Genomic DNA, 17,221 nt, shown 5'->3' on the forward strand with positions numbered 1-17,221 from the left:
CCCCCCTCTCTTGGTTCTGCATGTCAGAACGTTTCGTGGCCGTTTCGTAACAACATCACAAACGGACCGGGGGTCGCCGGTCCGCCATCTGGTGGTAACGCACTCGTACCCACAGCCACTCAGCCCCGCGGCCGCGCACACAAACGCGACCGCCCCGTCACCCGGGCAGGCGGGTGGCGGGGCGGTCGCGTTCGGCGCGGGCTACAGCATCGAGACGTGCACGTGGTCGGTGTGGTCGCTCGGACCGCTGTAGGAACTCCAGCCCTCGTCCGGGAACCAGATCTCCTTGTACCAGATCACGTAGAGGATGCCGAGCTTGTCCGCGTTGCGGATCAGGAACGCGGCCAGGTCGTTGCCGTACTTCATCTGGTCGTCGTTGGCGGCCCGGCTGAACCCGGAACTGCGCAGCGACCAGTCACAGGCGCGGCCCTTCGGGTGCTCGAACGGCCCACCGGACCGGAAGCAGCCGACGAACCTCTTGAAGCCCGCCCGGCGCACCTCGTTGTACATGTGCAGCGTCCGGGCGGTGATGCAGCCGCCGGTGGTCGGGTCGTTCTTGTTGCACGGCAGCCCGGGGAAGCCGTCCGCCATCCCCGGCCCGGGCCGGGCGACCGGCGAGGTGGCCGCCACCAGGCCCTTGTCCGGACGCGAGTTGCCGCCCACCAGGGCCAGCGCCTTTGCCGCGTCCGACTGCTGCTTCTTGATGATCTTCTCTTGCGCGGCCTGCTTGGCGACCTCCTCGTCGATCGCCTTCTTGGCCGCGCCGACCTCGTCCCGCGCCGCGTTGAGGGCCCGGATCTTGCTGTTGTTGAAGAGGTTCAGCTCGTTGAGCGCCGAGGCCCGATCCATGAACGAACTGGCCGCGGAGTCGGACGAGTTGTTGCTCAGCAGCATCGAGATGGCGCTGAGCTTGCCGCTGCGGTAGGACTCGGCCGCGATCTCGCTCGCCTCCGGGGTGAGCGCCGCCAGCTTGGCCTCCGCCTGCTTCAACTGGTTGCCGAGCTGCTGCTGCCGCCGCTGGGACTTGGTGCGTTCGGCCTTCGCCTCGGCGAGCCGCTTGCCGGCGCTGGCAAGCACGTCCCCGAGTACCGGTGAGTCGGCCTCCTCCTGAGGCGCCGGTTTCGGCGCTGGCGCCGCCGACGCCTCCGACGGGGCCGCGACCACTGCTGCGGCGGTGAGCAGTGCCAGGGCAGTCGCCAGTCTTCGGCGTAGGGGTGCCCTCACATGTATCCCTTCCGTCGGCCGCCGACCGGGTTAGCTGACGGGTTCGGGATGGAAGTGGTCCCTACCGCTCTCGCGGATTCACCCCAGGGGTGCGTGGGTCCCCGGCTCGCCATGCGGCGATTAGGCGGCGATCAGCGCCGGTACCACGCGGTATCCGGCGGCTATGAACGGCAGACAGCATACCCGGTTTCACTTCCGGAATGGCAAGGCCCGCGCATAGGTAAAGGCGTTGCCAGACAACAACAATCAGTAATCACAGCTTGTCGGACGCATCGAAGGGCATGCCTGCCCGCCCATTATCCACTAGCTGCTGTCGGCTATTTACCAAGCGCGTTCCCACCCGCTCGACGTGCGGAAACGTGTCCAGGTTGATCGGTCGGTGATTCTCCGGCTACCGACGGCGCCACGGCTCTGTGCCGAAGAGCACACCGGCGACCGTACCGGCCGAGAGCAGACCGACCGTCACCGCGCCCCGGTACCGGGACAGCCAGAGTTGCGGACTCCTGGTCCGGTACGGCGTGTCGAACGGCCCGCGTACGCCCGGGTCGGCGCCGGTGCCGTCGTCGACCGGGTGCCAGAGGTTGGCCGGTCGACTCCGCTGTGCCGGCCGCTCCGTCTGCTGGCTGGAGTACCCGGTCCGGGCCAGATAGCGGTCGAGCAGCCCGGGCAGGCAGCGGTTGCCGAGGATGGTGCCGACCGTCGAGACACCGACCCAGTACTCCCGCCGACCCGGCCGGTCGGCCGCGTACGCGACGGCCCGGGCCGCCACCTCCGGCTGGTAGATCGGTGGTACCGGTCGGGCGCGGTTGCGCAGCCGGGACAGCACCCAGCCGAACTGCGGGGTGTTCAGCGCCGGCAGGTGCACCATGGTCACCCGGACCGGGCTCCGGTCGTGCAGCAGTTCACAGCGGAGCGCCTCGGTGAAGCCGACGATCGCGTGCTTCGCGCCGCAGTACGCGGACTGGAGCGGGATCGACCGGTACGCCAGCGCCGACCCGACCTGCACGATCGTGCCGGTACCACGCGGGCGCATCCGGTCGAGCGCGGCGCGGGTGCCGTAGACGTACCCGAGATAGCAGACCTCGGTGACCCGCCGGAACTCCTCCGGTCCGATCTCCTCGAAGGGCGCGAACACCGAGGTCATGGCGTTGTTGACCCACAGGTCGATCGGTCCGAGCTCGCTGGTCGCCCGGTCCGCCGCCGCCTCCACCTGGCGGTGGTCCGCCACGTCGGTCTCGATCGGCAGCGCCACGCCCCCGGCGGCGCGGACGTCCTCGGCAGCGCCCCGCAGGCCGGTCCCGCCCCGGGCCAGCAGGGCGAGCCGCATCCCCCGGCGGGCCAGCAGCCGGGCCGTCGCCCGACCCACCCCGGCACTCGCCCCGGTGATCACCGCCACCCGCGCCGCAGGTCGCCCGCGCATCCCGCTCCCTCCCGAACCTCCCCCGGTCGCCGCGCGCCGGCTACCCGGCCGCCGGCACGACAAACTCGGGGACGATCCGGTGCCGGACAGCCGGGCGACGGTCTTCTCACCGACGCGGCACGGAGCGCGGAAGACCCGGAAGACGTCGGAAGAAGACCCGGAAGACCCGGAAGACCCGGAAGACCCGGAAGACCCGGAAGACCCGGAAGACCGGAGCAACCGGCCCGGGCCACCCGTCCGGGTGAGGATGAACGACGGCCGCGCGGGTATCCGCGTCCGCGATGGTGCGGCGGGTGGAGGAACGAATGCGCGGACGCGCGGTACCGGCGACGACCGTCGGTGCCGCGCTGGCCGCCCAGGTGGTGCCGGCCCTGACGGTGCTGCCGGGGGTACGGCTGCGGTTCTTCCCCCGGCTGAGCGGACGCGGCTCCCCGGGACACGTCGCGCTCACCTTCGACGACGGTCCCGACCCGGCCTCCACCCCGCTCTTCGTCGAGACCCTGGCCGCGCACCGGACCCGCGCGACGTTCTTCCTGCTCGGCTCGATGCTGGCCCGCGCACCGGAACTCGGCCTGGACCTCGCCGCCGCCGGGCACGAGGTGGCGGTGCACGGCTGGGCGCACCAGAACCTGCTGCTCCGCGGCCCGCACGCGACCTACCGCGACCTGGCCCGGACCCGCGAGCTGATCGGCGCGGTGACCGGGCGGGTACCCCGGTTCTTCCGGCCGCCGTACGGGGTGTTCAGCGCCGCCGCCCTGATGGCCGCGCGCCGACTGGACCTGACCCCGGTGCTCTGGACCTGCTGGGGGCGGGACTGGACCCGGTCGGCAACCCGCTCCTCGGTACTCGACACGCTGCGCGGCGGGCTGGCCGGCGGCGGCACGGTGCTGCTGCACGACTCCGACTGCACCTCCGCGCCGGGTGCCTGGCGGGCCAGCCTCGCCGCACTGCCGTACCTGCTGGAGGAGTGCCTCCGCCAGGGCTGGCAGGTCGGCCCACTCGGCGAGCACGGCTGATCCGGCGGCGCGCAGGCCGCGATCCCACCCTCCCGGTCGGCGGGCTCAGCCCAAGCGGTCGGTCAACTCGCCGGGTACCGCCTCGGTGCGGCTGCCGGGTACGACCGGCGCTGTCGAGGCGGTACCGGCCGCCGGCCACGCGCCGGAGCGCGGGTGCCGGACCCGGGTCACCACGCCGACGTGCGCCCGCCGAGCGGCCTGGAGCGCGGTGAACAGCCCGTACGCTCCGCGACCGACCAGCCGGTGCTTGAGCCCGGCCGCGCCGCCCGGTGGCTGGTAGCCGGCCGGCGGCAGGTGTGCCCGATACCTGGTGACGATCTCGGCGAAGAATTCGCGGCGGCGGCCCGGCGGCACCCGTCGGGGATGGCCGAGCACCTGCAACAGGTGCCAGATCATCCGCTGGAAGATCCGGTGACGCAGCTCGGCCGGCACCGCCGGGTCGGCGTCCAGCCCAGCCAGGACCAGGTCCCAGTGCGCGAAGACCTCGAAGTGCCGCTCGCTCGTCGTGGCGGTGATCGCCCCCTCCGGGCGCTGCCGGTACGCGTAACAGCACCGGTCCAGCAGGGTGATCCGCTCGGCGGCGAGCATCAGCGGGAAGCTGAACGAGACGTCCTCGTACCAGCCGGGGCCGAAGGTGAGGCCGAGGTCGAGCAGGAACCGGCGCCGGATCACCTTGTTGCAGGTGATGTGCAGCACCGACAGCAGGGCCGGCCGCTCCTTCAGGGTGAACGTCTCCGGCACCGGGCTCCCGGCACCGACCTGGGAGAGCGCCAGGTGCCGGGTCCCACCGTTGGGGTAGTACCGGGTGTACGCGGTGACCAGCAGGTCCGGCCGGGTCCGGGTCAGCCGCTCGGCGACGGCGGTGAGGGTCCCCTCGGGCAGCCAGTCGTCGCCGTCGACGAACCAGACGTACTCGCCGGTGGCCCGGGACAGGCCGGTGTTGCGGGCCGCCCCGAGCCCCTGGTTGTGGTCGAGGGTGACCACCACCAGCCGGGAGTCGCGTTCGGCGTACTCGGCCAGGATCGCCGCGCTGCCGTCGCTGGAACCGTCGTCCACCGCCAGCAGTTCGAGGTCGCGGAAGGACGTGTCGAGAATGGAGTCCAGGCAGTCCGCCAGGTACGCCCGCACCTGGTAGACCGGGACTATCACGCTGAGCAGGGTCACCGTGGACAACCTCCGGTGGAGGACGGAGACCGAATAGTAGCGCCGAGTAATCGGGCGCCACGCGCTCAGTAACTATCGAGTGACCAAATTGTGATTTGTCGGTTCGATCAACACCTGTCCGGATCGACCGCCCGTCCCGACCGCCCGTCCCGACCGGCCGACCCCGGCCCGTCCGACCGGGTACGCGGCCCGCTCAGAGCCCTGCCACCCAGGTCCACAGGTCGACCACCCACTCGGTCTGGCGCAGGTACGCCACCCCGACCCCGGCCAGGAAGATCCCGGTGACCAGGTGCGCGCCCCGGGCACTGCGGCGGATCCGGCCGAGCTGACGCTCCCAGACCACCCGGCCGACCAGCCGGGCCAGCGCGAAGAGGCCGACCGCGACCAAGAGGGTCAGCACGAAGGTGACCACCGGACTGGTCAGGTCGCCCCGGGCCGAAATCGCCCAGATCCCCCAGCAGACGAAGGCGAAGAGGCCGCCCAGCATGCTCCAGTGCCGTCCGATGCGCAGTTGCCGCCAGTGGTAGCCCGGCGGAAGCTGCTGCCGCTCCTGCTCCGGCACCGGCCACCCGGTACCGGTCGGCTCGTGCGGCGCCTCCGGCTCGGTACGCTGCCGTGGCACCCCGACCTGGGCCACGCCCCGCCGGAAGCCCTCGGGGCCCGGCGGCATCCCCGGCCCCTCCGCACCGGGCGGCATCTCGACGGTCCGCTCGGCCCACGGCTGCGTCTGGTCTGCCATCTGTCCTGTCCTCCCCATCGGCTCGGGCCCGGAGCCCGTCCCAGTTCCGAGGGTAGCCAGCCGGCAAACACCTCGCCGAGCCAGCGTCGATCGACTAGACAGAGTCGATGACCGCCACGACGCTCGGATCAGAGTCACCGATCGAGGTCGGCACCCCGACCGACCGGGCCGGCATCGCCGCGCTGCTGAACACCGTCTTCCACGCCCCGCCGGACGAGGCCGAGGCGGAGGCGGGCCGGGCCATCACCGAACCCGAGCGATCGTTGCTGCTCCGCTCCGGGGACGCCGTGGTGGCGCACGCGGCGGCCTTCACCCGGGAACTGACCGTGCCGGGTGCGGTCGTACCGGCCGCGCACGTGACCGGGGTCGCGGTGGCGGCCACCCATCGGCGGCAGGGGCTGCTCAGCCGGCTGATGCGGCGGCAGTTGCAGGACGTCCTGGCCGCCGGTCGGGAGCCGATCGCAGTGCTCTGGGCCAGCGAGGGGCAGATCTATCCCCGGTTCGGCTACGGCCTGGCGGCGCCACGGTGGCGCCTGGACGTGCAGACCGCCGGGCTGCGCCTGGCCGAGCCGGACGGTACCGGGCCGGCGATCACGCTCCGCACCGGCGACCCGGTCGCGCTGCAACCCACGCTCGCCGCTCTCTGGGACCGGCTCCGCCCCGACCGGCCGGGCTGGTCCAGCCGTACCGACCCGTGGTGGCGGTATGTCCTGCTCGACGGTCCCGTCCAGCGATCGGACGCGACGGCCCGGCAGGCCGTACTCGCCGAGACCGCGGACGGGCCGGTCGGCTACGCGCTGTGGCGGACCCGGCCCGACTGGGACGACCGGGGGCCCCGGGGCACGGTACTCCTCGACGAGCTGGTGGCCACCGGTCCGGCGGCGTACGCCGCGCTGTGGCGGTTCCTGCTCGGCATCGACCTGACCCGGAACGTCCGGTACGGCCACGCCGCTCCCGACGAGCCGGTGCAACACCTGCTCGACGAGGTACGCCAGCTCGGTGCCCAGCTCGACCACGGGCTCTGGGTCCGGATCGTGGACCTGCCGGCGGCGTTGGCGGCCCGCAGATACCCGATCGGCGTCGACGTCGTACTGGAGGTCACCGACCCGCTCCTGCCGGAGAACGCGGGACGGTGGCGGCTGACCGCCGACGCCGGCACGGCGCACTGTACCCGGACCGACGCCCCGGCCGACCTGGCCTGCGACGTACGCGATCTCGCCGCCGCCTATCTCGGCGGCCCGTCCCTCGCCGCGCTGGCCGGGGCCGGGCGGGTCCGGGAGGTCCGCCCCGACGTGCTGACCCGGACCTCCGCCGCGTTCGGCTGGCACCGGGCACCCGCCGGCCTGGCGAGCTTCTGAGCCCCGCACCGACACGCCACCGGCCGGTAGGGTCGGGCACATGACCGAGCGGAGCGACGGACTCGGCCGGCCCAGGCCCGCAGGTCATGACATCGACCGGCGGAGCGAGGAGACGGCATGACCGATCCGGAGCGTCGACGGCGGAGGCTGCGGCACGACCCGTCGGGCGGCAGTGGCGGCCAGTCCGGGGAGGGTCGTCGCGGCGGCGACTCCGGTACCGGGCCGGGGGCCGGGGACGACCGGGACGCGGAACGTGGCCTGCGCGGACTGATCGGCTCGGGCGCCTCCCAGGTGAGTGTCGGGGCGGCGATGCGGGCCCGGGACGCGGCCCGGCCGACCGAGGCCGACCTCGCCGAGGCGGCCGAACGGCTGGTGCTGGTCCGGCGCAACTGGGTACCCCGGGACGAGCTGCCGCGCGGCGCCCGCTGAGCGCCCGCCGCCGACCGCTGAGCGCCCGCCGCCGACCAGCGCGGGGCGGGCGGCTCGTCCCCGCTACGGCGTCGGCAGCGCCGGCAGCGCGCCGGAGCGCTCGTACTCGGCGACCTGTCCGATCCGCCGCGCGTGCCGCTCGTTGCCGGAGAACGGCGTACTGAGGAACGCCTCCACGATCGCCGTCGCCTCGTCCAGGGTGTGCTGGCGGGCACCGATCGCGACCACGTTCGCATTGTTGTGCTCCCGGGCGAGCTGGGCGGTCTCGACGTTCCAGGCGAGAGCCGCGCGTACCCCGGTCACCTTGTTGGCGGCGATCTGCTCGCCGTTGCCCGAGCCGCCGATCACCACGCCCAGGCCGCCCGGGTCGGCCACCGCTCGGGCTCCGGTGTGCAGGCAGTACACCGGATAGTCGTCGTCCGGGTCGAAGAGGAACGGGCCGACGTCCACCAGTTCGTAGCCCTGCTTGGCCAAGTGGTTGGCCAGGTGCACCTTCAGTTCGTAGCCGGCATGGTCGGATCCCAGATAGACGCGCATACCGCGCAGTCTGTCAGCCCGGCGCGGCCACCTGTTGGCAGGCACGGCGACAGCCGAACAGATCACAACGTGATCCGGTCCGGGATGGCCATCCGGGCGCCCGGAACGTCCTCCGAGCGCCCGACCACCCGCGCCGTCAGCCGCGCGGCGTCTCCGTCGTGTCCCGGCCGAGTTCGGCCAGGACCAGGCCGGCCCGGGCCTTCGGGGTGAACCAGGTGCTCTTCCGGGGCATCTTCTGCCGGGCCAGGTTGACCGCGACGAAGTCCCGTACGGTCACCGGGGCGATCAGGATCGCCAGCTCCGCCCGGCCCGCGTCGACCTCGCCGACCAGCCATCGGGCCGGGTAGTCGCCACCGACGTACGTGATCCGCTTGTCGCCGGGGTCGAGCCCGAGCGCGTCCCGCAGCAGCACCCGCTCGACGAGCGCGTGGTCCAGGTTCTCCACACCGTCGGAACCGGCGGGGAGCGTGAGCGTGACCGCGTAGGTCGTGCCGGCCGTGTAGAGCTGGATCGTGCCGCCGGAGTCCGGCACCGTCGCCGGACCGGCCACCGGCTCGACCTGGGCGCCGGCCGCGCGCAGCCGGTCGAGCAGCTCGGCCGGGGTGCTGGTCAGTTCGCTGACCAGCCGGTTGTAGGGCTGGATCGCCACCGAGCCGGGGGTGGTGATCACCGCGAGGAACCGGGGCAGCTCACCGATCTGCGCGGCCAGGCTCCGGTGGTTGCCGTCCGCGACGACCAGTTCCCCGGCGCCGGCCAGCGCCAGCAGGTCGTCCTGGCGCGGCCCCGGCCCGAGCAGCCAGATCGCGTGGGTACGCCCCGCCTGGTCGGTGTCGGTGGCGGCGGGCGCACCGGCCGTGTCGGTAGCCTCGGCCAGTGCCCGGTGCAGCGCCTCGCCGGCGTTCCGCCCCGGGTCACCCTCGGCGCCGCCCTCGGCCCCGGCCCGGTTGCCGGTCTGGAGCAGCAGCACCGGCGAGAGGAGATGGCCGGTCGCCTCGGCCAGTGCCACCCGCTCCCGTACCTTGGCGATGAAGACGTCCTCGTTCCGGATCACCAGCCCGGGCTCGTCGGCGCTGGTGGAGATCTGGTCGGTGTCGACCATGGCGAACATCCCGTACCCGGGTTCGTCGCCCGGCGCGGTGATCCGGTAGAGCACCACGACCTGCTCGGCCGGGGTGTAGCTGCCGTCGGCCCGGGCCTGGGCCAACCGGGTGACCGCGTCGGGCAGCGCGTCGGTGAAGGACCGCCCGAGGCTCTCCGGCGCCCGGTGCGGCATCTCGATCGCGAGTGCGCTGGATGGGTTGTCCCGGATGATCGCCGTGATCTCGGCGTCGTCGGCGAACTCGTCGTAGTTCTGGGCGCCGGTGCCGCCAGTGGTGACCCAGGCGCGGGTGATCGGATGCACGACCGTCATGTGCCGAAACGCTACCGGCGGCGCCGGACCCGGCGTACGGATACCCCGACCGTTTCCACCCCGTGGGCGGCCCGGGCCGGTGGGTCCCGGCCGGGGCCGCCAGGGTGGCTTCAGTCGAAGCTCGGCGACTCGGTACGGGTCCGCTTCAGCTCGTAGAAGCCGGGGATGCCGGCGACCAGGAGTACGCCGTCCCAGAGCCGGCCGGCCGCCTCGCCCTTGGGGGCCGGCGTGATCACCGGGCCGAAGAACGCGATGGTCTCCCCCGGCACCGGGCCGGGAGCGTGGATCACCGGTGTGCCGACCTCCTGGCCGACCGGCTTCATCCCGGCGTCGTGGCTGGCCCGCAGCGCCTCGTCGTACTCGGTCGAGTCGGCGGCCTCGGCCAGCGCCGGGTCCAGCCCGACGTCGGCCAGCGCCGCCCGGTACAGCTCGGGGCCCCGGTCCTCCTTGCCGAGGTGGATCCGGTTGCCGAGTGCGGTGTAGAGCTTGGCGACCGCCTCGGAGCCGTGCTGCTGCTCGACCGCGATGCAGATCCGCACCGGGCCCCAGCCGGTCTTCAGCCCCTCCCGGTACCGCTCGGGCAGGTTCTCCCGGCCCTCGTTGAGTACCGAGAGGCTCATCACCCGGAACCGGATGTCGACGGCGCGGACCTTCTCCACCTCCAGCAGCCAGCGGGAGGTGATCCAGGCCCAGGGGCAGATCGGGTCGAAGAACATGTCCACGGATGCGCGCTCGGACACGGCGCGACTCCCTTCGTCGTCACGGGTAGGCCGGAATCGGCGACACCGTTACAGATCTTCACCCGTGTGGGCCGACATCGACAGCGGGATGAGACCGTGACCTGGAGCACCAGTGCCATTCCCACCGGCATGAAACACTCGATGTCGAGCCGTGGGGATGGCTCGACGCTGTCGACGGGGACAGCCAGCGGGAAAGACCGGATGGAGATTCACGTGCCAGGAGTGCGTAACCTGACCCAGGTCGAGGCGACGGAGCGGGGGCGCCTGCTTGACGTCACCGGCTATGACATCCGCCTGGACCTGTCGTCCGCCGGGCTGGGCGCGGAGGTCCGCACCTTCCGTTCGACGACCGAGGTCCGGTTCCGGTGCGCCGAGCCGGGTGCCGCCACCTTCATCGAACTGGCCGCCGATTCGGTACGCGCCGCGACGCTGAACGGCACCCCGGTCGACCTCTCCGGCTGGTCCGCCGAGGACGGGCTGACCCTGACCGGTCTGGCCGCCGAGAACACCCTGGTCGTGGATGCCGACTTCCTCTACTCCTCCAGCGGCCAGGGGCTGCACCGCAGCGTCGACCCGGTGGACGGCGAGACCTATCTCTACAGCCAGTTCGAGACCGCCGACGCGCAGCGGGTCTTCGCCTGCTTCGACCAGCCGGACCTGAAGAGTGTCTTCACCTGGCACGCGACCGTGCCGGCGCACTGGCGGGTCATCTCCAACATGCCGGTCGACGGCGAGGAGCCGGCCGGCGCCGAGGCCAAGACGATCCACTTCGTCGAGTCGGCCCGGATGAGCACCTACATCACCGCGCTCTGCGCCGGCCCTTACCACGAGGTGCGATACACCCACGACGGTGTCGACCTCGGCTACTTCTGCCGGACCAGCATGGCGCCGCACCTCGACTCGGACGAGCTGAACCTGATCACCACCCAGGGCTTCGACTTCTTCCACCAGCAGTTCGGCGTCCGCTATCCGCTGCCCAAATACGACCAGGTGTGGGTGCCGGACTTCAACGCCGGCGCGATGGAGAACTTCGGCTGCGTCACTCACGCCGAGGCGCACTACCTGTTCCGGTCCCAGGAGACCGACTTCGAGTACGAGCAGCGGGCCAACACGATCCTGCACGAGCTGGCCCACATGTGGTTCGGCGACCTGGTCACGATGCGCTGGTGGAACGACCTGTGGCTGAACGAGTCGTTCGCCGAGTGGGCCAGCCACTGGGCCAACACCAACGCCACCCGGTTCGTCGACGCCTGGACGACCTTCCTCTCCATCCGCAAGAACTGGGGCTACCGGCAGGACCAGCTCTCCTCCACCCACCCGGTCTACTGCGAGATGCCGGACCTGGAGGCCGTCGAGGTCAACTTCGACGGCATCACGTACGCCAAGGGCGCCAGTGTGCTCAAGCAGCTCGTCGCGTACGTCGGGGAGGCGCCGTTCCGCGAGGGCCTGCGCAGCTACTTCGGCAAGTACGCCTGGAGCAACGCCACCTTCGACGACCTGCTCACCGAGCTGGAGGCGGCCTCCGGCCGGGAACTGCGCAAGTTCGCCGCCGAGTGGCTGGAGACCTCGCAGGTCAACACGCTCCGCCCGGAGGTGTCGATCGGCCCGGACGGGACGTACGAGTCGGTGGTGGTCCGGCAGGAGGCGCCGAGCGAACACCCGACACTGCGTACGCACCGGATCGGGGTGGGCCTCTACGACCTGCGCGGCGACCGGCTGGTCCGGCGGGACCGGATCGAGGTCGACGTGGCCGGCGAGCGTACCGAGCTGCCCCAGCTCGCCGGGGTGGCGGCGCCGGACGTGCTGCTGCTCAACGACGACGACCTGACCTACGCCAAGCTCCGGTTGGACGAGCGGTCGATGGCGACGGTCGTGGGGCACATCGCCGCCTTCGAGTCGTCCCTGGCCCGGGCGCTGTGCTGGGCCGCCGCCTGGGACATGGTCCGGGACGCCGAGCTGGCCGCCCGGGACTACGTGGCGCTGGCGCTGGCCGGGCTGCCCGCCGAGACCGACATCAACCTGGTCACCGCTACGCTGCGGCAGGTCTCCGCCACCCTCACCTCGTACGCCGCGCCGGAGTGGGCGCCGACCGGTTGGGCGCAGTTCGCCCGTACCGCGGCGACCGCACTGCGCGCCGCCGAGCCGGGTAGCGGCCTGCAACTGGCCTGGGCCCGGACCTACGCCTCGGCGGCCCGCAGCGAGGACGAGCTGGCCGTGCTCCGCGGCTGGCTGGACGGCGTGGAGGTACCGGACGGGCTGACCGTCGACACCGAGCTGCGCTGGACGATCCTGCGGGCCCTGGTCGCGGGTGGCGCGGCGGAGCGCGCCGAGATCGACTCCGAGCTGGCCGCGGACCGGACGTCGAACGGCGAGCGGGAGGCCGCGCTCGCGCACGCGCTGGTCCCCACCGCCGAGAACAAGGCGACGGTGTGGCGCACCCTGACCGGGGACGAGGCGCTGCCGAACTGGCAGCACCGGGCACTGCTCCAGGGCTTCCAGCATCCGGCGCAGGTCGAGCTGACCGCCCCGTACGCCGAGCCGTTCTTCCAGGTCGTCGCCCAGATCTGGAAGAGGCGGGACAGCGAGCCGGCACAGGAGTTCGTCATGCTGGCCTACCCGGCCTACCAGATCACCGAGGAGACCATCCGGATGACCGACGCCTGGCTGGCCGAGCCGGGGCATCCGGCACCGCTGCGCCGGCTGGTCGCCGAGGGCCGGGACGGAGTGGTACGGGCGCTGAAGGCCCGGGCCAAGGACGCCGCGTCGCCGGCCTGACCTCACCACCGAACTGACCGCCGCCGGGCGCCGGATCCGATCCGACGTCCGGCGCCGTCGTCACGTCCGGAAACGATCCGGGTACCGGCCAGCGGGCAGCCCGGCGCTCCATTCGCCGAACTCGGGCCAGGCGGTGCCGAGCGCGAGTTCGGTCCCAGCGGTTCCGACCCACCGGCCGGCATCGAGTCGTACTGGCGGATCGAACGGGCCGAGCGGGGCCCGGTCGCGCACCTCTATCTGCGCGCCCCCGCCGGCCACTACGAGCTGCACCGCTCCGTGCCGCCGACCGGTACGGAGCTGGTCGAGCTGCCCTTCCCGGTCCAGGTCGCCCCCGGCACCTGGCTGTCCTGACCAGTCATGCTGCCCTGACCGGCACCGGAGGCCCGCTCGGGGCGGGGCGCCGGCCGGACGAGTGCGACGGTCAGGCGTTCCGACCGGCCCGGGTGGCGAGCTGGTCGAGGCCGCTGACGACGCCGCCGGTCAGGTCGCCGCCACCGAAGGCGGCCACCATGGAGAGCGCGGCGAGCTTGGCGTCCCGGTCCGGGATCCGCTTACGCGCCTCGGCACCGGTGACGACCTCCAGCACCCGCTGGTTGGGCGACACTGCGACCAGTACGGCGCGGGCCGGGTCGGCCAGCTCCAGGTGCAGCCGCTGCGCGTGCTCGCGTACGGGTTCGGTCAGCGGACCGACGTAGACGGTGAAGACCAGACCGGTGGACTCGTCTGCGATCCGCAGCGCCTCGTCGATCCGGAGGAGCTGTCGGGTGGTGAACGGACCGTCGAGAACGTTCGGCCGGGCGGTGGCGCTCGGCCCGACCTCGGCCTCGGGCCGTTCGGCCGTCGCCACGCTCTTACCAGCGGTCACTTGCGCCCCCCGTCACGCCCGCGCGCTTCGGCGCGCTGATGGTCTCGATCTCGCCGCTGGTCAACGCCCGGGCCTCGGCGCCGGCCGGCAGCGCGGTCCGGGCGGACTCGCTCAGGTGCTCGGGCGAGGAGAGGAACCAGACCGGCGTGAACTCGAACGGCCGCCCCGGGCGGTACCGCCGGGCGTTACGGCCGCTCTTGCCGGCCCGGGCCAGCACGGTGATCACGAGCACCGCGGCGGCCGGGATGGCAACGAAGACCAGCAACGTGTCGGAAACAGACAACCTCAACGCCCCCACGCGAAAACGGGATCATCGTGCCCGGCCGGAGCAGGTGACGATCTTGTCCACCCGACCGACCCGGTCGCCGTTCACGGTATCGGAAACCGCTGACCACCAGATCTCGGGGTGCCGATCCGGCCCCGCGCCGGCCGGCTTCCGGTCGCCCGGGGTCCGGCCGGCGCCCCGGGGGACGGGCCAGGTCAGCTCTTGTCGACCAGTCGGGACAGCGCCTCGGCCGCCCGCCAGCAGTCGTGGTACGTCGAGTAGAGCGGCACCGGGGCCAGCCGGATCACGTCCGGCTCCCGGTCGTCGACGAGTACCCCGTACTCCTGGGACAGCCGCTCGGTCAGCGCGGCGGCCCCGCCCCGGCCGATCCGGACGGAGAGCTGGCAGCCGCGCCGGGCCGGATCGCGCGGGGTGAGCACGGTGAGCGGCCGGCCCGGGATGACCTGGTCGAGCAGTTCTTCGAGGAAGCCGGTCAACCGCTCGCTGCGGTCCCGCAGTGCGGGCATCCCGACCTGCGCGAAGATGGCCAGGGCGCTGCGCATCGGGGCCATCGCCAGCACCGGCGGGTTGGAGATCAGCCAGCCCTCCACGGTGGCCGGTGGCCGGGAGACCGGGGCCATCTCGAACCGGGTCGCCTCGTCAGTACCCCACCAGCCCTCGAACCGGTCCACCGTCGGGTCGCCGAGGTGCCGTTCGTGCACGAAGGCCCCGGCCAGCGCCCCCGGACCCGAGTTCAGGTATTTGTAGGTGCACCAGGCGGCGAAGTCCACGTCCCAGTCGTGCAGTGCCAGCGGCACGTTGCCGACCGCGTGCGCCAGGTCCCAGCCGACCAGGGCGCCGGCCCGGTGCCCCGCCTCGGTGATCTCCGGGATCTCCATCAGCTCGCCGGTCAGGTAGTTGACCCCGCCGAGCAGGACCAGCGCCACCCGCTGCCCCTCCCGGTCGAGGTAGTCGAGCACGTCCTCGGTACGCAGGGTCTCCTCGCCGGGGCGGGGGCGCAGCCGGACCACGGCCTCGTCCGGGTCCAGCCCGTGGTGCCGGGCCTGGCTGCGCACCGCGTAGCTGTCGGACGGGAACGCGGTGTCCTCGATCACGATCCGGTCGCGGCCGGCCGTCGGCCGGTAGAACGAGACCATCAGCAGGTGCAGGTTGACCGTCAGCGAGTTCATCACCACGGTCTCGGCCGGCAGGGCGCCGACCAGCGACGCGCTCGGCCCGGTCAGTGATCGGTACGACGGCACCCAGGGCCGGTCGCCGGAGAAGTGGCCGGAGACGCCACGGGTGGCCCAGGTCTCCAGCTCGGCGTCGAGGTCGGCCCGGGCGGCCCGGGGTTGCAGCCCGAGCGAGTTGCCGACCAGGTAGGCGCTCTCGGCGTACCGGCCGCCCTCGGCCGGCGGCACGTGGAACAGGTGCCGGTGGCCGGGTTCGGCCTCGTCGCGGCGCCGGGCCGCCGCCTCCTGCTCCAGGCTGGTCATCCGCTCGTCACTCCTCTGTCGCTCGCCCCGGCACGCCCGGGGCGGTACTCCGCTGTCGCTCACCGTCGGCGCCCCGGGGCGGTCCCGCCGCTGTCGCTCGCACCTTGGCACACCCCGGGGCGGTCCCGCCGCTGTCGCTCGCAGTCCGGCACACGCCAGGGCGGTGACGGCGCGCACTCCATCTCCGGCGTTACATGTCCGTGCGGGCGGCCCACAGCTCGGGGAAGACCTCCCGGGCCATGCTCCGGCGCAGCCAGGCCGCGCCGGCCGAGCCGCCGGTGCCGACCTTCGCGCCCATGGTCCGGCGTACCGCCTTGAGGTGCTGGGCGCGCCAGTCGTCGAACTGCTCGACGATCTCCACCAGGGTCTCACCGAGTTGTCGCAGGTGGTTGTCGGGCCCGGTGTCGGCGTAGATCTCCACCCAGGCGGCGGTCAGCTCGGCGCTCGGCTCGGCCTCGGCGGAGAAGTCCCGGTGCAGCAGCGCGTCCGGCAGCGCGAAGCCCCGGCGGGCCAGCAGGGCGGTCACCTCGTCCCAGAGGCTCGGCGCCCGGAGCGTCTCGACCAGTTCGGCGTGCACCTTCGGCTGCCGGTGGAACGGCCGGACCAGGGTGGCGGACTTCAGCCCGAGCAGGAACTCCAACTGCCGGTACATCGCGGACTGGAACCCGGAGCCCTCGCCGAGCAGGTTACGGAACCGGTTGAAGTCCGCCGGAGTCATCCAGCGCAGTCCGCGCCAGGCCGCGTTCAGCCCCTCCAGGTGCAGGGCGGCCCGGTGCAGCGGGGCGAGTGCGCCCCAGAGGTCGTCGGCGCGCAGCCGCTGCCGCGCCCCGCGCAGCTCGAAGCAGGTCAGCCCGAAGTACAGCTCCATGATCTGGCTGACCATCAGGAACGACATCTCGCCGGGATCCCGGCTCAGCGGCTGCTGGAGGCGGTGCAGCGTACTCGCGTGCACGTACGCGTCGTACGGCGTCCGTTCGGCCGCTTCCAGGGTCGGCTCGCCACCGTTCGCCGCCGCCCGGGCGGCCCGCTGCGCGGCGTTGGCCGGGCGTACCCGGGGTCGGCCGGGTCGCCGCTGCCGCTGGGTACTCTCCACCGTCGCCTCCGTTCCGTTACGCGCTACCGTCATGATCTCTCCGCCCCACCGCCGGACGGAATGCCGGACCAACGGCGGTACGAGCCCAGATCCAGCGGTTGGGTGGTTCGGCACCGGAGTGGCTTAACGTTTGAAAGGTTGATCCGAGGATTCGCGGTTACGTCACGGGGAGTGAACGACGATGGACGACATGGACTGGGCGCTGCTCCGGGAACTCCAGGCCGACGCCCGGCTCTCGTTCAGCGAACTCTCCCGCCGGGTGCACCTCTCGCCGCCGGCCGTCGCCGAACGGGTCCGCCGGCTGGAGGAGGCCGGCGTGGTGACCGGGTACCACGCGCACGTCGACCTGGCCCGGGCCGGCCGGAACGTGGTGGCGATGATCCGAATGTCCTGTTACGGGGCGCGCTGCATCCTCCGCGACCCGGAGGTACCGGACTGGCCGGAGATCCTGGAGATACACCGGATCACCGGGGACGCGTGCAGCATGCTCAAGGTCGCGGCCGAGTCGATCGAGGCGTTCGAGCAGGTCATCGACCGTCTCGCCCCGTACGGGCAGCCGTCGAGCACGATGGTGCTCTCCAGCCCGCTGGACTGGCACCCGGTGCTCCCGATTCCCCCCGCGCAGGGCGGCTGACCGGGGCGACAGTCCGGTTGTCGGCCCGCCCGGAGGCGTGTGTGCTCCGGGTCGG

The 17,221-nt window shown here is 72.5% G+C and carries 16 protein-coding genes and 1 riboswitch; of the genes, 5 read left to right on the forward strand and 11 right to left on the reverse strand.

From position 1 onward, the window contains the following. Window positions 1-201 precede the first annotated feature (201 nt). Both Pma05_RS32795 and Pma05_RS32800 read right to left on the reverse strand, forming a co-directional pair. A complete protein-coding gene (locus Pma05_RS32795; protein WP_203861376.1) occupies window positions 202-1,224 on the reverse strand; it encodes a coiled-coil domain-containing protein in 1,023 nt (340 codons plus the stop codon). A gap of 3 nt (window positions 1,225-1,227) precedes the next feature. After that, window positions 1,228-1,361, reverse strand: a riboswitch (cyclic di-AMP (ydaO/yuaA leader). A gap of 254 nt (window positions 1,362-1,615) precedes the next feature. Next, window positions 1,616-2,644, reverse strand: coding sequence for an SDR family oxidoreductase (locus Pma05_RS32800; protein ID WP_203861377.1), 1,029 nt, complete (start codon window positions 2,642-2,644; stop codon window positions 1,616-1,618). Window positions 2,645-2,949: 305 nt separating this feature from the next. Between Pma05_RS32800 and Pma05_RS32805 the strand changes: the two genes are divergently transcribed. Then, the gene (locus tag Pma05_RS32805) at window positions 2,950-3,660 is read left to right on the forward strand and encodes a polysaccharide deacetylase family protein (protein ID WP_203861378.1); all 711 of its coding nucleotides are present in this window, start codon (window positions 2,950-2,952) and stop codon (window positions 3,658-3,660) included. Window positions 3,661-3,705: 45 nt separating this feature from the next. Here Pma05_RS32805 and Pma05_RS32810 read toward each other — a convergent pair whose 3' ends face one another. Continuing rightward, window positions 3,706-4,824, reverse strand: coding sequence for a glycosyltransferase family 2 protein (locus Pma05_RS32810; protein ID WP_203861379.1), 1,119 nt, complete (start codon window positions 4,822-4,824; stop codon window positions 3,706-3,708). Window positions 4,825-5,017: 193 nt separating this feature from the next. Then, entirely contained in the window at window positions 5,018-5,563 is a 546-nt protein-coding gene (locus tag Pma05_RS32815) for a hypothetical protein (protein WP_203861380.1), read from the reverse strand. 107 nt (window positions 5,564-5,670) lie between these two features. On the opposite strand from Pma05_RS32815, the gene Pma05_RS32820 reads away from it, so the two are divergent. Further along, the gene (locus Pma05_RS32820; RefSeq protein ID WP_203861381.1) at window positions 5,671-6,921 is read left to right on the forward strand and encodes a GNAT family N-acetyltransferase; all 1,251 of its coding nucleotides are present in this window, start codon (window positions 5,671-5,673) and stop codon (window positions 6,919-6,921) included. Between the two features lie 117 nt (window positions 6,922-7,038). Then, complete coding sequence (locus Pma05_RS32825) at window positions 7,039-7,350, forward strand: hypothetical protein (protein WP_203861382.1); 312 nt, start codon at window positions 7,039-7,041, stop codon at window positions 7,348-7,350. A gap of 63 nt (window positions 7,351-7,413) precedes the next feature. Here the strand turns inward: Pma05_RS32825 and Pma05_RS32830 are convergent, their stop codons facing one another. From Pma05_RS32830 to Pma05_RS32840, 3 genes are all read right to left on the reverse strand, one after another. After that, window positions 7,414-7,887 (reverse strand): ribose-5-phosphate isomerase, encoded by a 474-nt coding sequence (locus Pma05_RS32830; RefSeq protein ID WP_203861383.1) that lies wholly within the window; start codon window positions 7,885-7,887, stop codon window positions 7,414-7,416. 136 nt (window positions 7,888-8,023) lie between these two features. Continuing rightward, window positions 8,024-9,298 carry a DUF1015 family protein gene (locus Pma05_RS32835; RefSeq protein ID WP_203861384.1) on the reverse strand — a complete coding sequence of 425 codons (1,275 nt, stop codon included), beginning with the start codon at window positions 9,296-9,298 and terminating at the stop codon, window positions 8,024-8,026. Window positions 9,299-9,408: 110 nt separating this feature from the next. Next, the gene (locus tag Pma05_RS32840) at window positions 9,409-10,038 is read right to left on the reverse strand and encodes a mycothiol-dependent nitroreductase Rv2466c family protein (protein ID WP_203861385.1); all 630 of its coding nucleotides are present in this window, start codon (window positions 10,036-10,038) and stop codon (window positions 9,409-9,411) included. 222 nt (window positions 10,039-10,260) lie between these two features. Here Pma05_RS32840 and pepN point away from each other — a divergent pair, with 222 nt between their 5' ends. Continuing rightward, entirely contained in the window at window positions 10,261-12,813 is a 2,553-nt protein-coding gene (pepN, locus tag Pma05_RS32845) for an aminopeptidase N (RefSeq protein WP_203861430.1), read from the forward strand. Between the two features lie 421 nt (window positions 12,814-13,234). On the opposite strand, the gene Pma05_RS32850 is transcribed toward pepN, so the two are convergent. From Pma05_RS32850 to Pma05_RS32865, 4 genes are all read right to left on the reverse strand, one after another. Beyond that, the gene (locus Pma05_RS32850) at window positions 13,235-13,660 is read right to left on the reverse strand and encodes a DUF5130 family protein (protein ID WP_239313613.1); all 426 of its coding nucleotides are present in this window, start codon (window positions 13,658-13,660) and stop codon (window positions 13,235-13,237) included. A 4-nt stretch (window positions 13,661-13,664) separates the two neighbouring features. Beyond that, entirely contained in the window at window positions 13,665-13,961 is a 297-nt protein-coding gene (gene ctaJ / locus Pma05_RS32855) for an aa3-type cytochrome oxidase subunit CtaJ (RefSeq protein ID WP_443678469.1), read from the reverse strand. A 197-nt stretch (window positions 13,962-14,158) separates the two neighbouring features. Beyond that, complete coding sequence (gene kynU, locus Pma05_RS32860) at window positions 14,159-15,439, reverse strand: kynureninase (RefSeq protein WP_203861387.1); 1,281 nt, start codon at window positions 15,437-15,439, stop codon at window positions 14,159-14,161. A 190-nt stretch (window positions 15,440-15,629) separates the two neighbouring features. After that, entirely contained in the window at window positions 15,630-16,532 is a 903-nt protein-coding gene (locus Pma05_RS32865) for a tryptophan 2,3-dioxygenase (RefSeq protein ID WP_239313616.1), read from the reverse strand. A 181-nt stretch (window positions 16,533-16,713) separates the two neighbouring features. On the opposite strand from Pma05_RS32865, the gene Pma05_RS32870 reads away from it, so the two are divergent. Beyond that, window positions 16,714-17,166 carry an Lrp/AsnC family transcriptional regulator gene (locus Pma05_RS32870; RefSeq protein ID WP_203861389.1) on the forward strand — a complete coding sequence of 151 codons (453 nt, stop codon included), beginning with the start codon at window positions 16,714-16,716 and terminating at the stop codon, window positions 17,164-17,166. Window positions 17,167-17,221 lie beyond the last annotated feature (55 nt).

Origin of the sequence: Plantactinospora mayteni (genome assembly GCF_016862935.1) — a bacterium.
In the GTDB taxonomy this organism is placed as follows: Bacteria; Actinomycetota; Actinomycetes; order Mycobacteriales; family Micromonosporaceae; genus Plantactinospora; species Plantactinospora mayteni.

What these genes read in the sequence shown, in the direction of transcription:
- Pma05_RS32800 (WP_203861377.1), bottom strand. Translation starts at nt 2,644, where the DNA reads ATGCGCGGGCGACCTGCGGCGCGGGTGGCGGTGATCACCGGGGCGAGT.
- Pma05_RS32805 (WP_203861378.1), top strand. Translation starts at nt 2,950, where the DNA reads ATGCGCGGACGCGCGGTACCGGCGACGACCGTCGGTGCCGCGCTGGCC.
- Pma05_RS32815 (WP_203861380.1), bottom strand. Translation starts at nt 5,563, where the DNA reads ATGGCAGACCAGACGCAGCCGTGGGCCGAGCGGACCGTCGAGATGCCG.
- Pma05_RS32820 (WP_203861381.1), top strand. Translation starts at nt 5,671, where the DNA reads ATGACCGCCACGACGCTCGGATCAGAGTCACCGATCGAGGTCGGCACC.
- Pma05_RS32825 (WP_203861382.1), top strand. Translation starts at nt 7,039, where the DNA reads ATGACCGATCCGGAGCGTCGACGGCGGAGGCTGCGGCACGACCCGTCG.
- Pma05_RS32830 (WP_203861383.1), bottom strand. Translation starts at nt 7,887, where the DNA reads ATGCGCGTCTATCTGGGATCCGACCATGCCGGCTACGAACTGAAGGTG.
- Pma05_RS32835 (WP_203861384.1), bottom strand. Translation starts at nt 9,298, where the DNA reads ATGACGGTCGTGCATCCGATCACCCGCGCCTGGGTCACCACTGGCGGC.
- kynU (WP_203861387.1), bottom strand. Translation starts at nt 15,439, where the DNA reads ATGACCAGCCTGGAGCAGGAGGCGGCGGCCCGGCGCCGCGACGAGGCC.
- Pma05_RS32870 (WP_203861389.1), top strand. Translation starts at nt 16,714, where the DNA reads ATGGACGACATGGACTGGGCGCTGCTCCGGGAACTCCAGGCCGACGCC.